Annotated in this window: 23 protein-coding genes and 1 tRNA gene; 20 read left to right on the forward strand and 4 right to left on the reverse strand. The window is 36.3% G+C overall.

Annotated features, from left to right (window positions below; all coding sequences use genetic code 11):
• Positions 1-100: 100 nt before the first annotated feature.
• A complete protein-coding gene (gene dnaG, locus IL45_RS02690) occupies positions 101-2062 on the forward strand; it encodes a DNA primase (RefSeq protein ID WP_036580037.1) in 1962 nt (653 codons plus the stop codon).
• Here dnaG and IL45_RS02695 read toward each other — a convergent pair.
• Together IL45_RS02695 and nadE are read right to left on the reverse strand one after the other, a co-directional pair.
• Positions 2059-2691, reverse strand: coding sequence for a response regulator (locus IL45_RS02695; RefSeq protein ID WP_036580039.1), 633 nt, complete (start codon positions 2689-2691; stop codon positions 2059-2061). The two genes, dnaG and IL45_RS02695, sit on opposite strands and share 4 nt — an antisense overlap.
• 97 nt (positions 2692-2788) lie before the next feature.
• A complete protein-coding gene (gene nadE, locus IL45_RS02700) occupies positions 2789-3580 on the reverse strand; it encodes an NAD(+) synthase (protein WP_036580043.1) in 792 nt (263 codons plus the stop codon).
• Between the two features lie 74 nt (positions 3581-3654).
• Between nadE and gldB the strand changes: the two genes are divergently transcribed.
• From gldB to IL45_RS02715, 3 genes are all read left to right on the forward strand, one after another.
• Positions 3655-4641, forward strand: coding sequence for a gliding motility lipoprotein GldB (gene gldB / locus IL45_RS02705; RefSeq protein WP_036580046.1), 987 nt, complete (start codon positions 3655-3657; stop codon positions 4639-4641).
• The gene (gene gldC, locus IL45_RS02710) at positions 4641-4979 is read left to right on the forward strand and encodes a gliding motility protein GldC (RefSeq protein WP_036580048.1); all 339 of its coding nucleotides are present in this window, start codon (positions 4641-4643) and stop codon (positions 4977-4979) included. The genes gldB and gldC overlap by 1 nt, the downstream gene beginning before the upstream one ends.
• Positions 4980-5104: 125 nt before the next feature.
• A complete protein-coding gene (locus IL45_RS02715; RefSeq protein WP_036580050.1) occupies positions 5105-5353 on the forward strand; it encodes a DUF3820 family protein in 249 nt (82 codons plus the stop codon).
• On the opposite strand, the gene yihA is transcribed toward IL45_RS02715, so the two are convergent.
• Both yihA and IL45_RS02725 read right to left on the reverse strand, forming a co-directional pair.
• A complete protein-coding gene (yihA, locus tag IL45_RS02720) occupies positions 5350-5955 on the reverse strand; it encodes a ribosome biogenesis GTP-binding protein YihA/YsxC (RefSeq protein ID WP_036580053.1) in 606 nt (201 codons plus the stop codon). The genes IL45_RS02715 and yihA overlap by 4 nt on opposite strands.
• 111 nt (positions 5956-6066) lie before the next feature.
• Positions 6067-6831: an alpha/beta fold hydrolase gene (locus IL45_RS02725; protein ID WP_036580056.1), complete on the reverse strand. Its 765-nt coding sequence runs from the start codon at positions 6829-6831 to the stop codon at positions 6067-6069.
• Positions 6832-7129: 298 nt separating this feature from the next.
• Here IL45_RS02725 and mraZ point away from each other — a divergent pair, with 298 nt between their 5' ends.
• The 16 genes from mraZ (at position 7130) to IL45_RS02805 (ending at position 24051) form a co-directional block, all read left to right on the forward strand.
• Positions 7130-7597 carry a division/cell wall cluster transcriptional repressor MraZ gene (mraZ, locus tag IL45_RS02730; RefSeq protein WP_036580059.1) on the forward strand — a complete coding sequence of 156 codons (468 nt, stop codon included), beginning with the start codon at positions 7130-7132 and terminating at the stop codon, positions 7595-7597.
• Positions 7572-8486, forward strand: coding sequence for a 16S rRNA (cytosine(1402)-N(4))-methyltransferase RsmH (rsmH, locus tag IL45_RS02735; protein ID WP_036580062.1), 915 nt, complete (start codon positions 7572-7574; stop codon positions 8484-8486). The genes mraZ and rsmH overlap by 26 nt, the downstream gene beginning before the upstream one ends.
• A 2-nt stretch (positions 8487-8488) precedes the next feature.
• Positions 8489-8821: an FtsL-like putative cell division protein gene (locus IL45_RS02740; protein WP_036580064.1), complete on the forward strand. Its 333-nt coding sequence runs from the start codon at positions 8489-8491 to the stop codon at positions 8819-8821.
• The gene (locus IL45_RS02745; RefSeq protein WP_036580066.1) at positions 8808-10799 is read left to right on the forward strand and encodes a penicillin-binding protein; all 1992 of its coding nucleotides are present in this window, start codon (positions 8808-8810) and stop codon (positions 10797-10799) included. The genes IL45_RS02740 and IL45_RS02745 overlap by 14 nt, the downstream gene beginning before the upstream one ends.
• Entirely contained in the window at positions 10796-12262 is a 1467-nt protein-coding gene (locus IL45_RS02750; RefSeq protein WP_036580068.1) for a UDP-N-acetylmuramoyl-L-alanyl-D-glutamate--2,6-diaminopimelate ligase, read from the forward strand. Before IL45_RS02745 ends, IL45_RS02750 begins: the two co-directional genes overlap by 4 nt.
• Before the next feature lie 10 nt (positions 12263-12272).
• The gene (gene mraY / locus IL45_RS02755; RefSeq protein WP_036580071.1) at positions 12273-13508 is read left to right on the forward strand and encodes a phospho-N-acetylmuramoyl-pentapeptide-transferase; all 1236 of its coding nucleotides are present in this window, start codon (positions 12273-12275) and stop codon (positions 13506-13508) included.
• Positions 13508-14866, forward strand: coding sequence for a UDP-N-acetylmuramoyl-L-alanine--D-glutamate ligase (gene murD / locus IL45_RS02760; RefSeq protein WP_036580074.1), 1359 nt, complete (start codon positions 13508-13510; stop codon positions 14864-14866). The genes mraY and murD overlap by 1 nt, the downstream gene beginning before the upstream one ends.
• On the forward strand, positions 14867-16072 hold the full coding sequence (locus tag IL45_RS02765; RefSeq protein WP_036580076.1) for an FtsW/RodA/SpoVE family cell cycle protein: 1206 nt from the start codon (positions 14867-14869) through the stop codon (positions 16070-16072).
• Entirely contained in the window at positions 16059-17147 is a 1089-nt protein-coding gene (gene murG, locus IL45_RS02770) for an undecaprenyldiphospho-muramoylpentapeptide beta-N-acetylglucosaminyltransferase (protein ID WP_036580078.1), read from the forward strand. The genes IL45_RS02765 and murG overlap by 14 nt, the downstream gene beginning before the upstream one ends.
• On the forward strand, positions 17140-18507 hold the full coding sequence (gene murC / locus IL45_RS02775) for a UDP-N-acetylmuramate--L-alanine ligase (protein WP_036580080.1): 1368 nt from the start codon (positions 17140-17142) through the stop codon (positions 18505-18507). The genes murG and murC overlap by 8 nt, the downstream gene beginning before the upstream one ends.
• Positions 18497-19210 (forward strand): cell division protein FtsQ/DivIB, encoded by a 714-nt coding sequence (locus tag IL45_RS02780; protein ID WP_036580083.1) that lies wholly within the window; start codon positions 18497-18499, stop codon positions 19208-19210. The genes murC and IL45_RS02780 overlap by 11 nt, the downstream gene beginning before the upstream one ends.
• Positions 19211-19214: 4 nt before the next feature.
• Positions 19215-20546, forward strand: a complete 1332-nt coding sequence (gene ftsA / locus IL45_RS02785; protein ID WP_036580085.1) for a cell division protein FtsA — start codon at positions 19215-19217, stop codon at positions 20544-20546.
• A 66-nt stretch (positions 20547-20612) separates the two neighbouring features.
• Positions 20613-22616 (forward strand): cell division protein FtsZ, encoded by a 2004-nt coding sequence (gene ftsZ, locus IL45_RS02790; protein ID WP_036580088.1) that lies wholly within the window; start codon positions 20613-20615, stop codon positions 22614-22616.
• A 136-nt stretch (positions 22617-22752) separates the two neighbouring features.
• Positions 22753-23199: a GatB/YqeY domain-containing protein gene (locus IL45_RS02795; RefSeq protein WP_036580091.1), complete on the forward strand. Its 447-nt coding sequence runs from the start codon at positions 22753-22755 to the stop codon at positions 23197-23199.
• Between the two features lie 9 nt (positions 23200-23208).
• Positions 23209-23282: transfer RNA gene (locus IL45_RS02800), tRNA-Arg, on the forward strand.
• A 370-nt stretch (positions 23283-23652) separates the two neighbouring features.
• On the forward strand, positions 23653-24051 hold the full coding sequence (locus IL45_RS02805; protein ID WP_036580495.1) for a hypothetical protein: 399 nt from the start codon (positions 23653-23655) through the stop codon (positions 24049-24051).
• Positions 24052-24063: the final 12 nt, after the last annotated feature.

Here is a 24063-nt window from a genome sequence, read left to right on the forward strand (position 1 = left end):
TAATTCTTATTTTTACATTCTGATTCGGAAGCAAAGTAAATAGCAGTCAGCTATTTTTACTGTAGAGTTAAAAGTTACCATAAATTAGAATTTCCATAAATTGATATCACGTACTACTGTAGATAATGTTTTTGAAACCGCTCGAGTTGAAGAGGTAATAGGTGACTTTGTACAACTCAAAAAATCAGGTTCAAACTTTAAAGGTTTAAGCCCGTTCTCTGATGAGCGCTCACCTAGTTTTATGGTATCACCTGTAAAGCAAATTTGGAAAGATTTTAGTTCTGGTAAAGGAGGAAATGCAGTGACATTTTTAATGGAACATGAGCATTTTACATTTCCTGAGGCCATTAAATGGTTAGCAAATAAATACGGTATTGAGATTATAGAAACTCAACAAACCGATGAAGAAAAGCAAACACAAGATCAAAAAGAATCTATGTTTTTGGTTTCTAAATTTGCTGCAGAGTGGATGGAGTCACAGCTCAAAACCGAAATGGGTAAAGCTATAGGCTACAGCTATTTTAAAGAGCGTGGCTTTACTGATGAAACGATTAAGTACTTTCAATTAGGATATTCTCCAGATCAGTGGAGTGCCTTTACTGATGCTGCTATAAAAGCGGGATATCAATTAGAGTTTCTTGATAAAACTGGTTTAACCATCGTTAAGGAAGAAAAACAATTTGACCGGTTTAAAGGTCGAGTGATGTTTCCTATACGTAGTTTGTCAGGTAGAGTATTAGGTTTTGGTGGTAGGATTCTTACTAATGATAAGAAGGCCGCAAAATATCTGAACTCGCCACAAAGTGATATCTATGATAAGTCTAAGGTGCTATATGGTATCTATGAGGCAAAGCAATCCATTGCTAAAGAAGACTTATGTTACCTAGTAGAAGGTTATACAGACGTGATACAGCTTCATCAAGCTGGCGTTAAAAACGTAGTGTCTAGTTCTGGTACCGCTTTAACTAAAGAGCAAATCAGATTAATACAAAGACTTACTAAAAATATTACTGTTCTTTATGATGGTGATGCCGCAGGAATGCGTGCCGCTATACGTGGAATTGATTTAATTCTAGAAGCAGGAATGAATGTCCGTATTTGTACTTTTCCAGAAGGTGAAGATCCAGATAGCTTTGCAAAAGCACATACACAGATAGAAATTGAAGACTTCTTAAAAGCAAACTCAGTAGATTTTATAAGTTTTAAATCTAATTTACTTAAAAATGAAGCTGCTGGAGATCCTATCAAAAAAGCAGAGATGATTAGAGATATTGTCCAGAGTATTGCAAAGGTGCCTGATGATATTTCTAGAGAGATTTATGTAAGAGAAAGCGCTGCTATACTAGGCATAGGCGAGGATGTATTGTTTTCTTCACTAGCCCAAAATCGTAATGCAGGTTTAAAGGAGCAACGCAAGAAAGATCGTCGTGATCAACAATCCCAACCATTAAAGAAAGTTGAAAACGTAGAGGCTGCCGTAAAAGTGGACAGACGATCTGTACTTGAACACGCTATCATTAAAATCTTATTATTATACGGTGATAAAGTAGAAGATTTTAAAGAAGAGTTTTTACAAGAGTCCGATGATGGTGAGCTAGTCGTTGAACCTGTTAAAGTTACGATGCCAGTTTATGAAAAGGTTTATCTCGACCTTCAAAACGATGAAATAGAGTTTTCCAACTCCATTTTTAAAACTTTGTACCCTAAGATAGTAGATTTATTGCTTATGCAAGGTAAAGTAGATCTTAATCAGGTTATGTCTTCACTTAATGAGCATGAGGCTAGACTAGTTGCAGATCTAGTGATGCAAGAGGATAAATATCAACTGCATAAATGGGATGGTAAAATGATCTTTGTAAAGTCTAAGGATGAAACGGTTTCCACTTATACAATGGATGCCATTTTAAATTTCCGAAGGTTAATGATAGAAGAGAAGATAAAAGCTTTATTTGAAACTATATCTAAAGATCCCGCAGTAGATAATACTGATGTACTATCTACTGTAAGGGACTATAATAAATTGAGTAGATATCTGGGGAGACGCCTAAACCGTGTAGTCTAAGAGGTGATTTGTAGAAGTCGAGACTGGTGTATCAAGTCTGCGATATTATCTACATTAAGTTTTTTAAGTAAGCGAGTTTTGTAAGTACTTACAGTTTTCTCGTTGATACTCAAGATTTGCGATATTTCCTTATTTCTTTTTCCTCTAGAAAGTAAATTAAGAACTTCAATTTCTCTGGCAGATAATTTTTTGTAACGTAGAGTTACAGATTTACCAGTTTTACTTTTTGAGTTCATTACTTCTTTGATAGAATCAGATAAGAATGTTTCTCCACTGATCACAGTTTCGATCGCTTTCTTAATCTCTTTAGAAGATTTAGTTTTTGCGATATATCCATTTGCGCCAGCTTTAATGGCACTTATGGCATATATCTCTTCTGGGTGACAACTTACGATAAGTACTTTCAGGTCTGGGAAGTGAGAGCGTATATCTCTCAATGCGCCAGCACCGTTAGAATTAGGTAAGTCAATTTCTAGGATTAATAAGTCTGGTTTATGCTCCTTGATGCCTGATAAGAGCATCTCTCCATCTTCTACCTTGCCAGTGAAGCGTAAACGCTTACTGTCCTTCATCAGACTTTTAATTCCTCTTCGGAATACAGGGTGATGGTCTGCTAATAAAACGTTCATTTTTAGGGGTATTTGTAAGTACAAATATACAACGATTAATTAGGCTTTACAATCGATAATAATGTAAGTATTTCCTTGCTTATTAGGCTGTTATGTCCTATTTTATAAGGTTTTTAGGGATCATGCAAACAGGTATAGGGTTCATTTTGTGTTGATTCTTTTTGTTTAAAACGCTATAAAGATTAAACACTTCTAGCTTTCTGCCGGTGAAATCACTCACTGTTTTTCCGTCACTAATCTCGTTCATGATATGTTCTAGCTCATCATAACTAGCGCCTATTTGATCTTCGTCAGTACGTTCTGCTCCATATAATCCATCACTAGGTGCTGCTTTCATAATGCTGTCTGGGACTAATACATGTTTCCCTATTTTATACACTTCGCTCTTCATTAAATCTGCAATAGGACTTACGTCTACACCACCATCTCCATATTTAGTGTAAAATCCAACGCCAAAATCCTCAACTTTATTTCCAGTTCCAGCAACCAGCAGTCCATGAACGCCACCATGATAGTATAATGTCGTCATTCTCAATCTCGCACGTGTATTTCCACGAGTTAATTCTACTAGTGCGCTATCTTCTATGTCTGGCATGTTGTCTATAAAGCTATCAAAAACCGGTGTAAGATCACTACGCACATCGTTTACATTATCAAACCTCGATTTTAATTGTTTAATATGTTCTTGAGCTCGGGTTACATGATCTTGATGTTGGTGTATAGGCATCTCAACACATAAGACGTCTAGACCTGTCATGGCACATAGGGTTGAGGTAACGGCACTATCAATTCCGCCGCTTACACCTACAACATATCCATTTACTCCTGCTTTGGTGGCATAGTCTTTAAGCCATGTTACAATGTGATCTGTTACTTTATCTACTTTCATAGTCTTTAATTGATATAGATTAGCTGTATTTTTGCAGCCTTAAAATTAATTAAAAAAAGCGTCGTTATAGGACTATGAAGTATAAGATTTACAGAGGTTTTAAATATCTCGCTTTCGCGAAAGCGTTATTCATACTTTCGTCGTGCAACGATTCATCGAGGTTAGAGCAGGAAATTGCTGCAATACCTATACAATCTGAAATCAAATTGTTTCATGAAGAGTTTGCTCAAGCCACTCCAGACGATTTAAGTAGTTTAAAGCAGGAATATTCAATGTTGTTTCCTCAACGTTTTGCAGATAGTGTGTGGATTGCAAAGTTAACAGGTGCAGACACAATTCAAATGGTGCTAGAGAATGCGGTGATGGATCGCAAATTTGATTATCAAAAAATACATGATGAAGTAGATAATGTTTTCAGGCATGTAGAATATTATTTTCCAGAATTTGAAACTCCAGATATAGTTACTGTTATATCTCAAGTAGATTATAGACGCCAGGTAACGCCTACTGAGGCTCAGCTATTGATTGCGATAGATACCTATCTAGGTAATGACCACGAGCTTTATGCTGGGATTAGTAATTATCAAAAACAAGGTTTGCAAATAGAACATTTGCCAGCAGACGTAGGTCTGGCTTATGCTTATTTATTTGTAAAGCCATCCATGGATAGATCATTACTGGGATCTATGGTGTATCACGGTAAGCTTCATTATGTACAAGAGTTGTTTGCGCCACAATCAACAGGAGCCCAGATATTTAATTATGCGCCCGAAAAATTTGACTTTGTAGTAAATAACGAATCTCAAATGTGGAGTTTCTTTGTGGATGAAAACTTGTTGTATAATACTAATCCAAAATTACAATCACGTTTTATATTACCGGCACCGTTTTCAAAATTTTACTTAGAAGTAGATCAAAATACTCCAGGTGGAGTAGGTCAGTATATAGGCTATCGTATTGTTAAGTCTTACATGGAGAATAATGACACTTCATTAGATGCAATGCTCACTTTGCCAGCAGATGTTATTTTTAATAAATCAGGATATAAACCAAAACAATAATGGCTCAAAATCATAGATCAGAGATTAAAATAGGAATTGAACTAGATGAAAATCGTGTTCCAGAACATATTAGATGGAGTGCGCCAGATGGTGGCGTTACAGGAGCAGAAGCTAAAGCAATGATGGTATCTATGTGGGATTCTATAGAGAAAGAGAGTTTCCGTATAGATTTATGGACTAAAGATATGCCGGTTGACGAGATGAGAGTATTTTTTCATCAGACCTTAGTATCAATGGCAGACTCTTATCATCGAGCGACTAATGATGATAAGATGAGAGATACAATGATTGATTTTTGTGACTACTTTGCAGAAAAGCTAGAGTTAAAAAAGAAGTAATTCCATTACTTACAGAATCATGTTAGCTGTATAAGTAGATCTTAGTAGCTGGGATAATTAATAATCATGTGAAGTCAGAGCGGTGAAAAAAAATCCGTCTCTGACATAATGTTTGTCACCTCACTTTGGAACCATTTTTTGATCATAAACAATTGATAGAGCTGGCATGGTATAAAATGCCATTTGGCCAGCATAAGGGGCGATTCTTAAGTGAGTTGCCAGAGTCATATTATGTTTGGTTCCGTCGGAAAGGTTTTCCAGAAGGTAAGTTAGGTCGTTACATGACAACCGTTTATGATATGAAAGTTAACGGTATTGAAGATATTTTGAGAGAAATACGTCGCAAGACGGTAAATGATCGACCAGTCTTTTAATTATCTAGGTTATCGTTAATCTCACCTATATAGTTCAGTAATTCTTCTTTGCCATTTCCATGACTAGAGCTGGTCACAAAGTATGGAGGGACCTCTTCCCAGACGCCATCTAGCAATTGCTTTTTATATAATTCAACATTGCGTTCTAGTGCATTAGGTTTAAGTTTGTCTGCCTTAGTAAAAACAATTCCAAAAGGGATACCATTCTCACCTAGCCATTCCATAAATTCTGTATCAATAGGCTGCGGCTCATGACGCACATCAACTAGTACAAATGCGCATACTAACTGACGCCTTTGTTTAAAATAATTAGTGATAAACTTTTGAAATTTTGCCTTACTAGTCTTAGAAACACGAGCATAACCATAGCCTGGTAAATCAACAAGATGCCAACTTTTGTTAATCAAAAAGTGATTGATTAACTGTGTTTTTCCTGGTCGTCCTGATGTTTTAGCGAGACTCTTCTTATTGGTCAACATGTTGATTAAAGAAGATTTGCCTACGTTAGATCGTCCTATAAAAGCATACTCTGCTAATTTACTGTCGGGACATCTCTTTACGTCTTGATTTGAAATTACAAATTCTGAACTAGTTATTTTCATTTGGCAAAGATAAGTTAGTCCTTAATTTTTTAGACTACCAGAATAGGTAAATGAGATAGTGGTAAAAGTTTAGGGTAATTAAATCAAAAAACGATAGTGATGATAAGTCGTTTACAGTTCTCTTTTTTCTAGCCAAGCAGCTAGTATTTCATTAAATTGATCAGGATGCTCCATCATGGCAGCATGACCACATTTATCAATCCAGAAAAGTTCGCTATCTGGTAATTTTTCATGGAACTCAGTAGCGACCTCTGGAGGCGTTACGCTGTCTTGTTTTCCCCATATAATACAAACAGGTGTTGGCATTTTAGGAAGGTCTTTGGCCATGTTGTGACGTATAGCGCTTTTTGCAATAGCTAGTGTTTTGATCAATTTATTACGATCATTTACAACACCAAAAACTTCATCGACAATTTCTTTTGTAGCGACAGCTGGATCGTAAAACACACCTTCGGCTTTTTTCTTGATGTACTCATAGTTACCACGTTTAGGGTAGCTTTCTCCCATGGCACTTTCATAAAGGCCAGAGCTACCTGTTATCACTAAGGCTTTTATCTTATCTGGAAATAACTTTGTAGTTACTAAACCTATATGCCCACCTAAAGAATTACCTAAAAGAATCACTTCTTTCCAGCCCATGTGGTCAATAAATTCATTGATGTATTTTGCAAATGTCCCTACACTAGTTTTTAGTAAAGGCATGCTGTATAGCGGTAGAGAAGGCACTACAACTTGATATCCACGAGAAGGGAAATAGTCGATCACGCCTTGAAAATTACTCAATCCGCCCATTAAACCATGTAAAATGATTATGGGTGTTCCTTCGCCAGTGGCATAGTATTCAAATTTTCCTTCGGTAATCAGCTCTTGCGTCATATACTGTATTTAGTACAGTAAGCAAATATAGCTTATTTGCATTATATAATGCATGCATTGTAAATGAGTATAATGGTAATTTTTAGGCTTTCCCACTTCATGACACGATTTATGTTTTTTAGCGTTCATTTATGTGAAAGCAATATTTAAAGTATCTCAAATCTTAAATAGAGGTTATCATTTGAATTGTTCATAAGTCCCGTAGTTATTCAGAATAACGTCGTTTTATTAACAATGTGGTAAAAAGTGGTAAATTGTGGAGTAATAATTTTATATTTGAAATAATAACTCATCAAGCTTGATCAATTTCATAGGAACATACGAGTGTAAAATCGATGCAAAAGGGCGTTTTATGATGCCGGTTTCATTGAAAAAACAGCTAGCGCCAGTCTTGCAAGAAGGCTTTGTGCTTAAGCGTTCCGTATTTCAACCATGCTTAGAGTTGTATCCCATGAAAGAGTGGAATGAAATGATGGTGAGTATGAATAAGCTCAATCGATTTAAGAAAAAAAATAACGACTTCATACGTCGTTTTACTGCTGGTGTAAAAACGGTAGAAATAGATGCAAATGGTAGGTTGTTAATTCCTAAGGATTTAATACACATCGCTAGTATTACTAAAAATCTCACCGTATCGAGTGCGATTAATATAATAGAAATATGGGATAAGGAAAGTTATGAGCAGGCTATTGATGAGGCTGCTGTAGATTTTGCTGATCTCGCAGAAGAAGTAATGGGAGATGACACAACAGAGCTCATATCATAGTCCAGTATTGCTGGAAGAGTCCATTGACGGACTTGCTATTCATCCTTCAGGAGTTTACGTAGATGTGACTTATGGAGGTGGTGGTCATTCACGCGAAATTTTGTCTAGGTTAGGTGAGGATGGTAAGTTGTTTGCCTTTGATCAAGATCTTGATGCTTTAGAAAACGTGATTGATGACCCTAGGTTTGTTTTAATAAATCAAAATTTCCGATTCATGAAGCGTTTTTTACGCATGTATGGTGTGAAAGAGGTTGACGGGATTTTGGCAGATCTGGGTGTGAGTTCTCATCAGTTTGATGAGGCAGATCGTGGTTTTTCTACACGTTTTGATGCTAGACTTGATATGCGTATGAATCAAGAAAGTGAACTAGATGCTGTTAGAGTAGTTAATGATTATGATGAAGATGATCTAAATCGAATTTTTAAAGAATATGGTGAGTTGCGTATTGCGCCTAGATTAACTAGGGCAATCATTGCAAAGCGTGATGAAGGTCTTATTGAGACAGTAGCTCAATTGAAAGAAATATGTGCTCCATTTGTTCCAGAGCGTATACAGCATAAAATGCTAGCTCAAGTTTTTCAAGCAATACGTATTGAGGTGAATCAGGAGATGGACGTGTTAGAGGAATTTCTAGTACAGTCCAAAGAAATATTAAAAACAGGTGGAAGACTTAGTGTGATATCCTATCATTCTTTAGAAGATCGTCCTGTAAAGCGATTTATGCGTAATGGTCTTTTTCATGGTGAACCTGAAAAGGATGTTTTTGGTAGAGCAAGTGTGCCCTTTAAAAAAGTAGGTAAGCTAATAGTCCCGACAGCAGCTCAGATTAAAGAAAATAATCGTGCGCGTAGTGCAAAATTACGCATCGCACAACGGATTGAAGATTAGTTATGGCGTCTAAGGTTTATGACATATTAAAAGGTAGTTTCCTTACAAATGATGATGCGTTCAAAAATTGGCGCTTTATCATTTTTGCGGTATTTCTATCTATAGTCATGATCTACACTGGGCATAGTTTTGAGAAAAAAGTGCATTACATAGGCCAGCTTGCAGAGCAAGAAAATGAATTGCGCAGTCAGTATGTAGATGGTCAACGTGAGTTGATGTTTCTGCAAATGGAATCAACAATAGCAAATAAATTAAAGAAGCGTGGAATTGCACCGGCAAAAAATCCACCACAAAAAATAATTATTAAATCAACAACACCAGATGGCAACAACTGAAAAAAGCATACTGAATAGAATCTACATTGTAGGTGCAGTGCTTTTAATCATTGCCCTAGGAATTGTTGTGAAGATTATCAATATTCAATTTATCGACGGAGATAAATATCGCGCAAAGGCAGAACAGCGAATTTTTAAAAATGATACTATACCTGCAAACCGTGGGAATCTCTATGATGCTAATGGGCAATTACTAGCAACCTCTATATCAAAATATGATATCAGATTTGATGCAGTGGCACCTAGCGAGGCAGATTTTAATGAGTTTATTGGGGCTTTGAGTGACTCGCTTTCGCGAAAGCTAAACCGTCCAAAATCTTATTTTTCTAAAAAACTACGTACCGCTCGCAGTAACCGTAATCGTTATTTGCTAATCACTAAAAACTTAAACTATAGTGATTACATACAGATTAAATCATTTCCTCTATTTAGAAAAGGTCCGTATCGAGGTGGTATCATTGTAGAGCAGCGTGTAGTAAGAGAACATCCTCTAGGTAAAATGGCAGAACGTATAGTAGGTTATGATAAACCTGGTAGTGCACCTGTAGGATTAGAAGGTGCCTTCTCTCAATACTTGAGAGGTAGTAATGGAGTGCGCCAAAAACAAAAAATTTCTCAAAATCAATGGAAACCTATTAGTGGTGCAAATGAGATTGAGCCACAAGATGGATATGATGTTTACACTACTATAGATGTGAACATGCAAGATGTTGCTCATCATGCCTTGCTAGAGCAGTTAGAGTATTTTCAAGCAGAACACGGTACTGCAGTTGTCATGGAAGTTGCAACTGGAGAAATAAAAGCTCTTTCTAATCTAGGTCGTGGAGAAAGTGGTAAATATTTTGAAAAGCGCAATTATGCGGTATGGGAATCGCACGAGCCTGGATCTACATTTAAACTTATGAGTGTAGTTGCGGCTCTTGAAGATAAGGTGGTAGATACAAGTACTGTCTTTGATACTAGAGGTGGGAAAATTTCATATTATGGGCGTGATGTAAAAGATTCTAAATACGGCGGTTATGGAAAGATAAGTGTTGCGAGAGCATTTGAGGTTTCTTCTAACACTGCTTTAGTACAGATGGTTACAGATAATTATAAGGGTAAAGATGAAAGCGCTAGATATGTTGATCGTCTTTATAGTATGGGATTAAATAAAAGATTAGATCTTTCTATTACTGGCGAAGGTATTCCTAGAATTCCGCATCCCGAGGATAATCAATGGAGCGGTACATCTTTACCATGGATGGCTTTCGGTTATGGAGTGCATCTAACACCTTTGCAAACCTTGACTTTTTATAATGCGATTGCTAACAATGGTGTGATGGTTAAGCCTCGCTTAATAAGAGAAGTACGCTCTAAAGATCAGTTAATTGAAAGGTTTGATCGCAGTATTTTAAACCCTTCTATCTGTTCTCAACAAACGGTAAACAAGGTGAAAGTAATGATGGAAAATGTTGTGAAACGTGGTACAGCAGATAATCTTTATTCCCCAAGTTTTTCTATGGCTGGCAAAACAGGTACCTGTCAGACTGGTTACGGAGATAAAACAAAAAAACTGGAATATATCGCTTCTTTTGCTGGTTATTTTCCTGCAGATGAACCTAAGTATAGTTGTATAGTAGTGATACATAAACCGAATACAGCGAAAGGTTACTATGGAAATATCGTTGCTGGTCCAGTGTTTAAAAAAATCGCTCAAAAGATTTATGCAAATAATCCTATGCTGGATGAAGTGCCTATGCCTGAAATAGCGCCAGATGATATCATAAAGTCTCAAGAAGCATTTTATACACAAGCTCAATCCACGTCAAATAAAATACCCAATTTAAAAGGTATGGACGCCATGGATGCTTTGACATTACTTGAAAATCTTGGAGCAAAAGTAGTACTCAAAGGAAAAGGTAAGGTTAAAGAGCAGAGTGCTGCACCTGGAACTCGAGTAAAGACTAATGATCAAATTACACTAACTCTATCATGAGAAATTTAAAAGATTTATTATATAAAGTGAGCCTAGAGTTGGTTATTGGTCCTACAGATATTTCTGTAGAACGAGTACACTTTGATTCTAGAGAGATTAAAGAAGGAGATGTTTTTGTAGCTCTTAAAGGTAGTGCTGTAGACGGTCATCAATTTATTGAAAAGGCTGTAGCTAGTGGTGCTAGGGCTGTCATATTAGAGGATTTACCAGATTACCAATCTGATAATGTTACATATGTACAGGTCAATCATGCTCACAAAGCGCTAGCACTGATAGGAGCAAATTATTATGGTAATCCTTCTAAGGATTTAAAATTAGTTGGTGTTACTGGAACTAACGGTAAGACTACCACAACTAGTTTATTATATCAATTATTTAAAAACCTAGGTTTTAAAACAGGTTTAATTTCTACCGTAGAGATTTTAATTAATGGTAAAGTTATTCCTACTAAACATACTACTCCAGATCCAATAACTATAAATAGTCATCTTGCTGATATGCGCGATGCTGGTGTAGATTATTGTTTTATGGAGGTGAGTAGTCATGGTATTGATCAAGAACGTGTAACCGGTCTATATTTTGTAGGTGGCATGTTTACAAATTTAACCCATGATCATCTAGATTATCACAGCACCTTTGCAGAGTATCGAGATGTGAAGAAACGATTCTTTGATATGTTACCTTCTAAGGCATTTGCATTAACAAATCGCGATGACAAGAACGGTGAATTTATGTTGCAGAATACTAAAGCTCGTAAGCTAGGTTATGCTCTGAAAACATATACAGATTATCGTGCTCAAATTATAGAGAATCAATTTGGTGGTCTACAATTAAAAGTAAATAATCAAGAATTATGGACTAAAATGATCGGTGAATTTAATGCCTATAATGTGCTTGCCATTTATGGTTGTGCTATAGAGTTAGGGTTAGAGGCTACTGAGGTTTTAGAAGCGATTTCAAAGTTAGATGGTGTTTCTGGAAGATTTCAATATTTTACAACTGCCGCACAACATATCACTGCTATTGTAGACTATGCCCACACGCCAGATGCTTTAAAGAATGTATTAGAGACGATTAATGCTATCCGTACACGTAATGAAAAATTAATAACTGTTGTTGGATGTGGCGGTGATCGAGATAAAACTAAAAGACCTGTCATGGCAAATATAGCTGCGTCGTTAAGTGATCAGGTCATATTTACTAGTGATAATCCGCGAACAGAGAATCCAGATAATATCCTAGAAGATATGGAAGCTGGTGTAGAACCTATAGACTTTAAAAAAACACTTACCGTAACCGATCGTAGAAATGCTATTAAAACCGCTGTACAAATGGCACAAGCTAATGACATTATTCTTATCGCGGGAAAAGGACACGAAACATATCAAGAAATTAATGGTGTGCGATCTGATTTTAATGACCGCATGATTGTGGCAGACCTACTTAACCAACTTAATAAATAACCATTCATAAATGTTATACTACTTATTCAAATACCTAGAAGAGCAGTTCCAGTTTCCTGGTGCGTCGTTGTTTGGTTTCATTACATTCAGAGCAGCCATCGCTTTTTTATTGTCACTAGGGATATCTACCGTTTATGGAAAACGTATCATAAAATTTTTACAACGTCAACAGGTTGGTGAAACAGTTAGAGATTTAGGTTTAGAAGGTCAGTCAGAAAAAGCTGGAACACCTACTATGGGTGGCGTCATCATAATTATGGCGACGCTAATACCTGTTTTCTTATTATCACAATTAGATAATATATATGTAGTTCTCTTAATTGTTACTACGATTTGGATGGGATTAATAGGTTTCACTGATGATTATATTAAAGTCTTTAAAAAAGATAAAGACGGATTAAAAGGGAAGTTTAAAGTCTTAGGTCAGGTAGGCTTAGGGGCTATTGTAGGGGCAACTATGTTCTTTCATCCTGGTATTACAATTAAAGAAGAAGTAACGGATCCTGTTGTAGCCCAAGAGATAATGGCACGTACTGAATTACCAGTGGCCTTTGGTGAGGCCATACAGTCTACAAAAACGACTATACCATTTCTTAAAAATAATGAATTTGAATACACATCATTAATTGATTGGATTGATCCTAGTCTGGCATCATGGGCATGGTTAATATTTATTCCTATAGTAATAATAATAGTAACTGCTGTTTCAAATGGCGCAAATCTGACAGATGGTATCGATGGTCTGGCGGCAGGAACAAGTGCTATTGCGGTTATAACATTGGCTCTTTTTGCTTGGATATCGGGTAATATTATTTTTTCAGACTATTTGAACGTCATGTATATTCCTAATTCTGGTGAGATGGTAGTCTTTATAACGGCGTTTACTGGTGCTCTAGTCGGTTTTCTATGGTACAACACCTATCCTGCACAAGTGTTTATGGGAGACACGGGTAGTTTAACTATAGGAGGGATTATTGCTGTGCTAGCTATTGCAACGAGAAAGGAGCTACTAATACCAATACTTTGTGGAGTCTTTTTAATGGAGAATTTATCTGTAATGATGCAGGTGAGTTGGTTTAAATACACTAAGAAAAAATACGGTGAAGGAAGACGTATATTCCTAATGTCACCTCTACATCATCACTACCAGAAAAAGGGAATTCATGAAAGCAAAATCGTTGTCAGATTCTGGATTGTAGGGATTTTACTTGCTATAATCAGTATTGTAACACTTAAAGTAAGGTAATGAGCTGGTTAAAAACAAACAATAAAAAGCGTATTGTCATATTGGGTGGCGGCATGAGTGGCGTAGGTGCTGCCATGCTAGCAACGCAACGAGGATATGATGTTTTTTTAAGCGACGGTGGTGTTTTGAAAGATGCTTTCGCGAAAGCGTTACAAGATCAACATATCCCACATGAGACTGGTGGACACGATATGGAGCAAATCTTAAATGCAGATGTTGTAGTTAAAAGTCCTGGTATACCTGACAACGCTACAATTGTTCAAAAAATTCTAGAGGCTAATATTCCTGTGATTTCTGAAATTGAATTTGCTTCAAGATTTACAGATGAGGTAGAAATAGCTATAACCGGTAGTAATGGTAAAACTACAGTTACTAGTTTAGTAGGTCATATACTTCAAATAGCAGATTTTGACGTCTCCGTAGGTGGGAATATAGGACAAAGCTATGCTGCTCAAGTTGCGGAAGCACCAGCTGAATATAGAGTTCTAGAGGTGAGTAGCTTTCAGCTAGATGGTATAAAAACCTTTAAACCTAAAATAGCTGTTTTATTAAATATTACGCCAGATCATCTCGATAGATACGATTACAAATTTGAAAATTATGTAGCCAGTAAATTGCGCATTGCCATGAATCAAGATGAGAATGATTTTCTTATCTACAATGCTGACGATCCTGCTATAATAGAAGCTCTCAAAATTCATAAGCCCAAATCGAAATTAGTTCCATTCAGCATGCAGAAGCAGCTAGATTTTGGAGCATACATACAAGATCATAATATCAACATTAACCTAGACACAAACCTTTTTACTATGCCTATTCAAAATTTATCCATTAAAGGACAGCACAATACAGCAAACGCGATGGCAGCAGCCACTACCGCAAAATTGCTTCAAATCCGTAAGGAAACCATAAGACAAAGTTTAGCTTCTTTTCAAGGAGTTGAGCATCGTCTAGAGCAAGTTTTGAAAATTAATAAGGTACAGTATATCAATGATTCAAAGGCTACTAACGTAAATGCAACTTATTATGCATTAGATAGTATGGAAAAGCCTACGGTATGGATTGTAGGTGGTGTTGATAAAGGTAACGATTACAGTGAGTTGTATGCACTAGTAAATAAAAATGTGAAAGCTATAGTTTGTCTAGGAACTGATAATTCAAAAATTGTTGAGGCATTTGGTAGTTGTGTAGATAATATGGTTGAAACATCTTCTATGGAAGATGCAGTACGTGTCGCATATAAACTTGCAGGTCCTGGAGATAACGTTTTATTATCACCTGCCTGCGCCAGTTTTGATCTATTTGAAAATTATGAAGATCGTGGAAGACAATTTAAAAATGCAGTGAGAGCACTATAAATGAAAATTAAAGATTACATATCAGGTGATTTATTTCTGTGGGCATTAGTCCTTGCACTTGCTATTTTCTCTTTTTTACCTGTGTACAGTGCTAGTAGTAATCTTGCTTACTTAAACGGTGGAGAAGGAGATACGGCAAAGTATATCGTTAAACACTTTGTTCATTTAGTACTAGGATTGAGTATAGCATATGCTGTCCATAAAATACCATACAATTGGTTTAAAGGTTTGAGTGTGATGTTACTGCCGTTTGTCATTTTAATGCTTATCTATACAGCGTTACAAGGGACAACTATGGACGGAGCAAATGCCAGTCGATGGATACGTATACCAGTTATAGGTGTCGGTTTTCAGACCAGTACACTTGCATCAGTAGTTTTGATGACATATGTCGCTAAATACTTGAGTGGTATTAAAGATAAAGTTGTGACCTTTAAGCAATCTCTCTGGCCGCTATGGTTTCCAGTAGCGTTTACATTGATATGGATCTTACCATCTAACTTTTCTACAACAGCTCTTATCTTTTTAATGGTGTTGATTCTGTGTTTTATAGGTGGTTATCCATGGAAGTATTTACTTGCTATCATCGGAGCAGGAATTGTAGGTTTAGGGTTGTTTGTGTTAACTGCCAAAGCATTTCCTGGATTACTACCTAACCGTGTAGATACATGGGCATCTCGTATTGCTAGTTTTGCTGGTGATGGAGATAGTGATTCTGTATATCAAGTTGAAAAAGCAAAGACCGCTATTGCAAATGGTTATCCCTTTGGAGTTGGTCCTGGAAAAAGTTCTACTAAACATTTTTTACCGCAATCATCGAGTGATTTTATATATGCAATAATTATCGAAGAGTTTGGACTTTTTGGTGGTCTAGTTGTACTTGCAGTATATCTATTTTTCCTATTCCGAGTCGTCGTTATCGCAAATAAAGCCGAAACCATTTTCGGCAGTTTACTTGTAATAGGAGTAGGCTTACCTATTGTAATTCAGGCATTAATGAATATGGGTGTCGCTGTTAATTTATTTCCAGTTACTGGACAGACCTTACCGCTAATAAGTAGCGGTGGTACCTCGATATGGATGACCTGTATGGCGGTAGGTATCGTTTTAAGTGTAAGCTCAAAAAGACAGAAACTACGTCAACAAGAAAACGAATTAAATGAAGAAGAGTTGAACCCTTTAGATGTATTAAGTGAAGCCTTATAAATTTATCATATCAGGTGGCGGCACAGGCGGTCATATATATCCAGCAATAGCTATTGCAAATGAATGCAAGCGTCGCTGGCCAGATTGCGAGATCCTATTTGTGGGCGCCAGTAATCGTATGGAAATGGAAAAAGTCCCAGCAGCTGGTTATGAAATTAAGGGCTTATGGATTAGTGGTTTGCAACGTAAGTTCGCCTTAGAAAACTTTGCGTTCCCTTTAAAAGTTACAAAAAGCTTATGGGACGCAAGACGCATAATTAATAAATTTAAACCTACAGCTGCAATAGGTACTGGTGGGTATGCTAGTGGACCATTATTACAAATGGCTAGTATGAAAAAAATACCTAGTTTAATCCAAGAGCAGAATTCCTATCCGGGAATTACAAATAAATTACTCTCTAAAAAAGTACAGAAAATTTGTGTTGCCAGTACAGGACTAGATCGATTCTTCCCTAAAGAAAAGATTGTTCTTACTGGTAATCCTGTACGTCAAGATTTACTAGATATCGATTCAAAAAGAGAAGAGGCTCTCAATCATTTTGACCTTGATACTTCCAAGAAAACATTATTAATACTCGGTGGTAGTTTGGGAGCGCGCAGGATTAATCAACTCATCGATACTCAATTAGAAAATATTGCACAAGATGTTCAAATCATTTGGCAGTGTGGTAAGTTCTATTATGATCAGTATAAGAATAAAGCAAAGGAATCAGTGCAAGTCCATGCTTTTATAAGTAGAATGGATTTAGCTTACAGTGCGGCAGATTTTATCATTTCTAGGGCAGGTGCCGGGACTATTTCAGAACTATGTATTGTTGGTAAACCAGTGATTTTTATTCCATCACCTAACGTTGCTGAAGATCACCAGACTAAAAATGCTCTTGCTGTAGTAGAGAAAGGAGCTGGTTTATTAGTTAGAGAAGTAGAAATTGATCAAAATTTTAATACCATTTGGAAAGGTTTGATTTCAGATGTTGAGTTGCAAAACAATCTATCATCTCAAATCAAACAACTTGCATTACCTCATGCAACCATAGATATTGTTAACCAGTTAGAATCTATTATTAATGACTAGTTTGCAACATATCACACATGTTTATTTCATCGGTATAGGTGGTATCGGGATGAGTGCGCTTGCTCGTTATTTAAATGAGCAAGGTAAAATAGTTGCAGGTTATGATAAGGTCATTACTTCGCTCACAAAACAATTAGAAGAAGAAGGGATTGATATTCATTACAATGATGATTTCAATAGCATCCCTGCAGAATTTAAAAATCCTGATACGGCTCAAGTTATATTTACACCTGCAATTCCAGCCACGATGGATGAATTATTACGCTTTCGCGAAAGCGGAATACCAATTCTCAAACGTGCTCAATTATTAGGGCAGATTTCACAAACGATGACCTGTCTAGCTGTTGCTGGAACACATGGTAAAACAACAACTAGTGCGATTCTAGCACATCTACTTTATAAAAGTGATGTTGAAGTAACAGCTTTCTGTGGTGGTATTTTAGAAGAATATAACACGAACTACCTATGTTCAGGAACAGATGTAATGGTCGTTGAGGCAGATGAGTTTGATCGCTCATTCATGCAATTATCTCCAGATATTGCTGGTATAACAGCAATAGATGCAGACCATTTAGATATCTATGGAGATGTTGCCACCTTTGAAAAAACCTTTCATGACTTTGCATCATTGTTAGAAGGTAAGACGCTTTTAGTAAATGAACAGGTTGCTATAGATGGTATAAAGGTAGGGTTAGTTCATGGTAAGTTTAAAGCGATCAATATCGTAATTGCTGGTGGTGCTTATCATTTTGATTTACAAATTGAAGAGGTTATCCATAAAGGATTTTGTTTACAATTACCGGGCAAGCACAATTTATCTAATGCACTTCTAGCGATTGCAATGGCTGTTGAGTATGGTGTTTCCATAGAAAAATTGAAACATGCTCTAGTGACTTTTCAAGGTGTGGAGCGCAGGTTTACTTATAGAATAAATACAGAAGAAAGGGTTCTTATTGATGACTATGCGCATCATCCCACAGAAATAAATGCTGTTCATCAAGCGGTAAGGGAAATGTATCCTGACGAGAAAGTGCTAGCTATTTTTCAGCCTCATTTATTTTCTCGTACAAAAGATTTCATGAATGACTTTGTTACTAGTCTAGCTCAATTTGATAAAATAGCATTGCTGGACATCTATCCTGCAAGAGAATTACCTATAGAAGGTATAACCTCTCAGGTGTTGTGTAGTAAAATTCAAAAATTAGAGGAAAAGCCTGCGGTCATAACGGTTCTTGAAAAAGAAGATATCGCAGAGTTTATAGAAGAAATGAACACTCGAGTGGTGGTTATGATAGGTGCTGGAGATATAGGTGTAGAGATAAAAAAGTTGATAAATAAACCGTTGAATAATGAGCATTAAAAGCATACTAAAATATGGCCTGTGTATAGTGTTGATATTCAGTGCATACGCTTTTGCAGGTCATCGATTTGAGAAAAGAACGGTTAAAGATGTAACTGTTTCTTTTACAGATAGTAAAGCATTATTCATATCTGAAAAAAACGTTAATAAATTGTTGATACAAAATATAGACAGTGTGGAATCTATAGCGTTAGAAAAATTAGATTTGAATGAAGGTGAATTGCGTTTGATTGATAACGCAATGATCAGAGGTGCAGAGGTTTCCGTTTCTTTAGAAGGTGAAGTTAATGTGCTAGTAGAACAGCGCACGCCTATTGCAAGGTTAATGTTATCTTCTCAGGTGTATCTCGATGCCGATAACAAAATAATGCCTTTATCAACAGAGCACACAGCATTTGTTCCGCTGGTCTATGGTTATAAAGAGTCATTTAATGAAAAGCTTTTTGAATTGATCAATTTTATAAATGATGATTCGTTTTTAAAGCCTTCCATCACACAAATTTCTTTTGATAAAAAAGGAAAAGTTACTATGCAAATAAGAGCTCATGATCATGACATCTTATTGGGTAAAATTGAAGATTTACAACACAAGGCGATGAACTATAAAGCGTTTATTGCAAAAATGAAGAAAGATAATCGCTTAAATCAAGTTAAAACGATCGACTTGAGGTATAAAAATCAGGTCGTTAGTATTAAAAAGTAAGGAAATGGATTTACAAGAATATGCAGTAGGACTGGACATTGGGACCACAAAGATTGTGGCCATGATAGGTCGTAAGAATGAGTACGGCAAACTTGAAATTCTAGGTGTAGGAAGATCAAAGAGCCTTGGTGTACATAGAGGTGTTGTTAATAATATCACACAGACCATACAGTCTATTCAACAAGCTGTTGATCAGGCAGAGGCTGTAAGCGGTATAAAAATTAAAGAAGTAACAGTAGGTATTGCAGGTCAACATATACGCAGTTTACAACACAGTGATTATATCACTAGAGGTAATTCTGAAGAGGTTATTGATCAATCAGATATCGATATCTTATGTGGACAAGTGCATAAACTGGTCATGTTACCAGGTGAAGAAATTATTCATGTTTTGCCACAGGAATATAAAATCGATGGTCAGTCAGAGATCAAAGAGCCTGTAGGAATGTATGGTGGTCGTTTAGAAGCAAATTTTCACGTGGTCGTCGGTCAGGTAGCCTCTATTAAGAATATTTATCGATGTGTGAAAAGCGCAGATCTAGACCTTAAGAAAATTACACTTGAACCACTAGCTAGTGCAGACGCTGTATTGAGTCAAGAAGAAAAAGAGGCAGGTGTAGCGCTTATCGATATAGGTGGTGGAACGACTGATCTCGCAATTTTTAAGGATGGGATTATACGTCATACAGCAGTTATTCCTCAAGGAGGAAATATCATTACTGAAGACATTAAAGCAGGTTGTTCTATTATAGAAAAGCAGGCAGAATTGTTGAAGACAAAATTCGGTAGTGCATGGCCTGGAGAGAATAAAGAAAATGAAATTGTATCAATTCCAGGATTGCGTGGTCGTGAGCCTAAGGAAATTACACTTAAGAACTTGAGTAAGATTATTCATGCTCGAGTGATTGAGATTTTGGAAAATGTCTTTGTAGAAATTAAAAACTATGGACATGATGATCCTAAAAAGCAACTTATTGCAGGTGTCGTTTTAACTGGTGGTGGTAGTCAGTTAAAGCATATCAAACAATTAGCAGAGTATGTTACTGGAATGCCTAGTCGTATAGGCTACCCTAATGAACACCTAGCTGGTGATAGCGATGCAGAAAGTACAAGTCCTGTTTTTGCAACTGCAGTAGGACTAGTGATGAAAGGATTAGAAGACGGTTACCTTAATTCAAAATTAGAAGAGCAACCGGTAGAAGAAGTAGAAAAAGAACCAGTAGTAGAGGTTGATGAAATAGAGCAACCAGAACCAGAGGTTCAAGAAAGTAAAAAACGTGGATTCTTTGAAAATTGGACCACAAAATTGAAGGATTTTCTAGATAATGCAGAGTAGTTATCAATTAGAAAACAAGATTAAATAAAAGAATAAAGAGAGCTTAAACCATAAAGTAGCAGCGATATGAGTAATGAAGATTTTAACAGTATAGCATTTGACTTACCTTTAAATAAGTCAAATGTGATTAAAGTAATAGGTGTCGGTGGTGGCGGTAGTAATGCCATTAAACACATGTTCCAGCAAGGAATAAAAGGAGTAGATTTTGTTATCTGTAATACAGATTCACAAGCGCTAGATAATAGTCCAGTGCCTAACAAAATACAATTAGGTGTAACCTTAACAGAAGGTCTAGGAGCTGGAGCAAACCCAGAGGTAGGTGAGCGTGCTGCGCAAGAAAGCATTGAAGAATTGCGTGGTATGTTAGATACTAATACTAAAATGGTATTTATTACCGCTGGTATGGGTGGTGGAACAGGAACTGGTGCTGCGCCAGTGATTGCTCAAGTATCACGAGAGATGGGCATTCTTACTGTGGGAATTGTAACCACACCATTTAATTTTGAAGGTAAAGTACGTAACGAGCAAGCACAGCTGGGAATAGAAAAATTCCGTTCTCAGGTGGACTCCTTAATAATTATTAATAATAATAAGCTTAGAGAAGTTTATGGGAACTTAGGTTTTAAAGCAGGTTTCTCAAAAGCAGATGAGGTACTTGCTACTGCCTCACGTGGTATTGCAGAGGTTATAACGCATCACTACACGCAAAACATTGACTTGCGTGATGCAAAAACCGTTCTTTCAAATTCTGGAACAGCCATTATGGGAAGTGCTCAGTCTACAGGAGCAAACCGTGCCCAAGAAGGGATTATTAAGGCTTTAGATTCTCCTTTATTAAATGATAATAAAATCACTGGTGCAAAGAATGTATTGCTACTTATTGTTTCTGGATCAGAAGAAATTACCATTGATGAAATAGGAGAGATTAACGATTTAATCCAGACAGAAGCTGGTGGTGGTGCAAATATCATTATGGGTGTAGGAGAAGATGAATCTTTGGGAGACGCTATTTCTGTAACCGTAATCGCTACGGGATTTAATAAAGAACAGCAAAATGATATCTCAAATACTGAGGCAAAACGCATCATTCACACCTTAGAAGATGAGCAGCGCGCTAGTGCCGTTTTACAAGAGAAAACTACCGATGCATCCCCAGGAAAAGTTATTATGGACCTAGATGATAGTGTTGATGATACAGGAGATATAGATAACGCTTTCGCGAAAGCGGAATCACCACAACCTGTAGTTGCACCGCAGCCTACAGAGCCTGTGAAAATTATACACACACTAGGTGAAGAAGAACCTGAGCCAATAATGCCAGCGGTTAAAGAAGAGAATACTTTAATACCAACTACAGAGTTTATTTCAAACCTAAATGTGGTATATGAAGAAGTGCTGGATAAGGTAAAACCAACAGAATTTGTAATAACAGAAGCACAACCTGAAGCGACTCATCTTGAAGAAGAGATTGAAGAAGAAAAGGATCAATTCTTTTTAGATTTTGATATGCCTGTGTCTAATAAGGAAACTATAGAGCCAGAAAAACCTATTGTACATAATCTAGAAGACATAGAAGTTAACGACCCTATTAACGTGATTCCTGTAACTGAAGTAACAACAGATGGAATAACTAAATACTCACTAGATGATTACATGGAAATTGAAGAAACCATGAATCAAGCTAAGCCTGTCAATAAGCAGCCTGAACAAGTTGCAGAAGAGGAAATTCAGATTGTGGCTAAAAGTGCGCCTACAGAGCCATTAAATAGTACTGTGGTAAAAGACACAACTGTTGACGATGTAGATCTTACAGACTTACCTATCAATGAAATGTTAGTGCTTAGAGCCGAAGAACGTAAGCGTAAAATGCATGCATACAATTTCAAGTTTAAGAATTCACATAGACTTGAAGAAATTGAAAAAAAGCCTGCTTTTGAACGACATGGTGTACAGCTAGATGAATTGCCTAGTGAGGCTGATCGCTCTAGAACTACACTTTCTACAGATGAAAATGATGATATACAGTTGAGGACAAACAACAACTCATTTTTACACGATAATGTAGATTAAGAATTGCTTTCCCTAAAAGCAGTAGGCCCGAATTCTTTAAGTAGAATTTGGGCTTTTTTATGAAGTGTTTTGAAATCGAGTTTGTTGTATAAGGTCATTATAAGCCTTATTTTTATGGCCTTAAAGAATACATACTATGAGTTTAGAAAAAGATATCATGACCGCTATGAAAGAGGCCATGAAAGCAAAAGATCAAACAGCTCTTGCCGCATTACGTGCTGTAAAAAGTGAATTATTACTTGCAAAAACATCAGGTGATACTGCCGATTTATCTGAAGAAGATGAGATAAAACTTGTTCAAAAACTAGTTAAGCAACGTAAGGATAGTGCACGTATTTTTTCTGAACAAAATAGAGAAGATCTTTCAGAACCAGAACTAGCACAGGCAGCTGTTCTAGAACAGTTTTTACCAGAACAATTAAGTGAAGAAGAAATCGCAAAAGTGGTACAAGATATTATAGCCCAAACTGGTGCAGCAGGAATGAAAGATATGGGTAAGGTTATGGGTATGGCAAATCAGCAACTAGCTGGAAAGGCAGATGGTAGAACTATTAGTACCATAGTAAAGAACCAGTTAATATAGACATCAAATGGCCACGTAGCTCAGCTGAATAGAGCACTGGATTTCGGCTCCAGCGGTCACAGGTTTGAATCCTGTCGTGGTCACGAATACATTGAAAAAGGTCAAAGGGAATTGAGTTAGCTCAAAATTTCTTTTGACCTTTTTTATATAAAGCTTAGTAATTTTAAATTTGAAATAAGTAATTTTTACATGATTTGGAATGTAAGTGGGATACCATTTTTCATTGCAATCGTTATATTAAGTGATGGGTCGATATGTTATTATATATAATTAGTTCGATTAAGATGATGTGCAGGATTACAATACTGTAATTAAGTAATGATTTTAGTCTGTAAAATTTGATCTAGTAAGTCAATACATTATCTAAATTAAATACATGTTCATAAATTAAATTTATACCTATGGTTATAAATGTTACACAACCATATAATTAAATTTTATACATTTACCATTGTGAGTAAATTAATTAGTATATCTATTTCTATAATCATCCTGATGCAAAGCTTCGGGATACAAATTAATGATATCTCGCAAATTGATGAATTTATAGAACACGCTCAATTTCATAATGAGGAATATGGAGATAATATTATCGTCTTTATAGCAAAGCATTATGGAGAATTAAAGGCAGAACATGCTCAAGACCATCAAGAAGAAAAAGAGGAACATGAAGAATTACCTTTTCAACAGCAGTCTCAATTAACTTCAATTACAGCTATTGTATTTAATACTCAAAGGTCAGAGTTAAAATTATTAGAACCATTAGAGTATAAAAAGCATAATTTCTTTTATCAGGCACCATCTTCATCATTGCATTGTGATGGACTATTCCAGCCGCCTAAGTTTTCATAAATATCCGTGTTA

The organism is Nonlabens ulvanivorans, from assembly GCF_000732625.1.
GTDB classification, from domain to species: domain Bacteria; phylum Bacteroidota; class Bacteroidia; order Flavobacteriales; family Flavobacteriaceae; genus Nonlabens; species Nonlabens ulvanivorans.

Bases quoted from the DNA above. Each gene is read 5' to 3' on its own strand.
- IL45_RS02740 (WP_036580064.1), top strand. From the start codon at position 8,489: ATGGCGTCTAAGGTTTATGACATATTAAAAGGTAGTTTCCTTACAAAT.
- rsmH (WP_036580062.1), top strand. From the start codon at position 7,572: ATGACACAACAGAGCTCATATCATAGTCCAGTATTGCTGGAAGAGTCC.
- murC (WP_036580080.1), top strand. From the start codon at position 17,140: ATGACTAGTTTGCAACATATCACACATGTTTATTTCATCGGTATAGGT.
- gldB (WP_036580046.1), top strand. From the start codon at position 3,655: ATGAAGTATAAGATTTACAGAGGTTTTAAATATCTCGCTTTCGCGAAA.
- nadE (WP_036580043.1), bottom strand. From the start codon at position 3,580: ATGAAAGTAGATAAAGTAACAGATCACATTGTAACATGGCTTAAAGAC.
- murD (WP_036580074.1), top strand. From the start codon at position 13,508: ATGAGCTGGTTAAAAACAAACAATAAAAAGCGTATTGTCATATTGGGT.
- IL45_RS02695 (WP_036580039.1), bottom strand. From the start codon at position 2,691: ATGAACGTTTTATTAGCAGACCATCACCCTGTATTCCGAAGAGGAATT.
- mraY (WP_036580071.1), top strand. From the start codon at position 12,273: ATGTTATACTACTTATTCAAATACCTAGAAGAGCAGTTCCAGTTTCCT.
- ftsA (WP_036580085.1), top strand. From the start codon at position 19,215: ATGGATTTACAAGAATATGCAGTAGGACTGGACATTGGGACCACAAAG.
- IL45_RS02780 (WP_036580083.1), top strand. From the start codon at position 18,497: ATGAGCATTAAAAGCATACTAAAATATGGCCTGTGTATAGTGTTGATA.
- IL45_RS02795 (WP_036580091.1), top strand. From the start codon at position 22,753: ATGAGTTTAGAAAAAGATATCATGACCGCTATGAAAGAGGCCATGAAA.
- yihA (WP_036580053.1), bottom strand. From the start codon at position 5,955: ATGAAAATAACTAGTTCAGAATTTGTAATTTCAAATCAAGACGTAAAG.
- IL45_RS02750 (WP_036580068.1), top strand. From the start codon at position 10,796: ATGAGAAATTTAAAAGATTTATTATATAAAGTGAGCCTAGAGTTGGTT.
- ftsZ (WP_036580088.1), top strand. From the start codon at position 20,613: ATGAGTAATGAAGATTTTAACAGTATAGCATTTGACTTACCTTTAAAT.
- gldC (WP_036580048.1), top strand. From the start codon at position 4,641: ATGGCTCAAAATCATAGATCAGAGATTAAAATAGGAATTGAACTAGAT.
- IL45_RS02745 (WP_036580066.1), top strand. From the start codon at position 8,808: ATGGCAACAACTGAAAAAAGCATACTGAATAGAATCTACATTGTAGGT.
- IL45_RS02765 (WP_036580076.1), top strand. From the start codon at position 14,867: ATGAAAATTAAAGATTACATATCAGGTGATTTATTTCTGTGGGCATTA.
- IL45_RS02725 (WP_036580056.1), bottom strand. From the start codon at position 6,831: ATGACGCAAGAGCTGATTACCGAAGGAAAATTTGAATACTATGCCACT.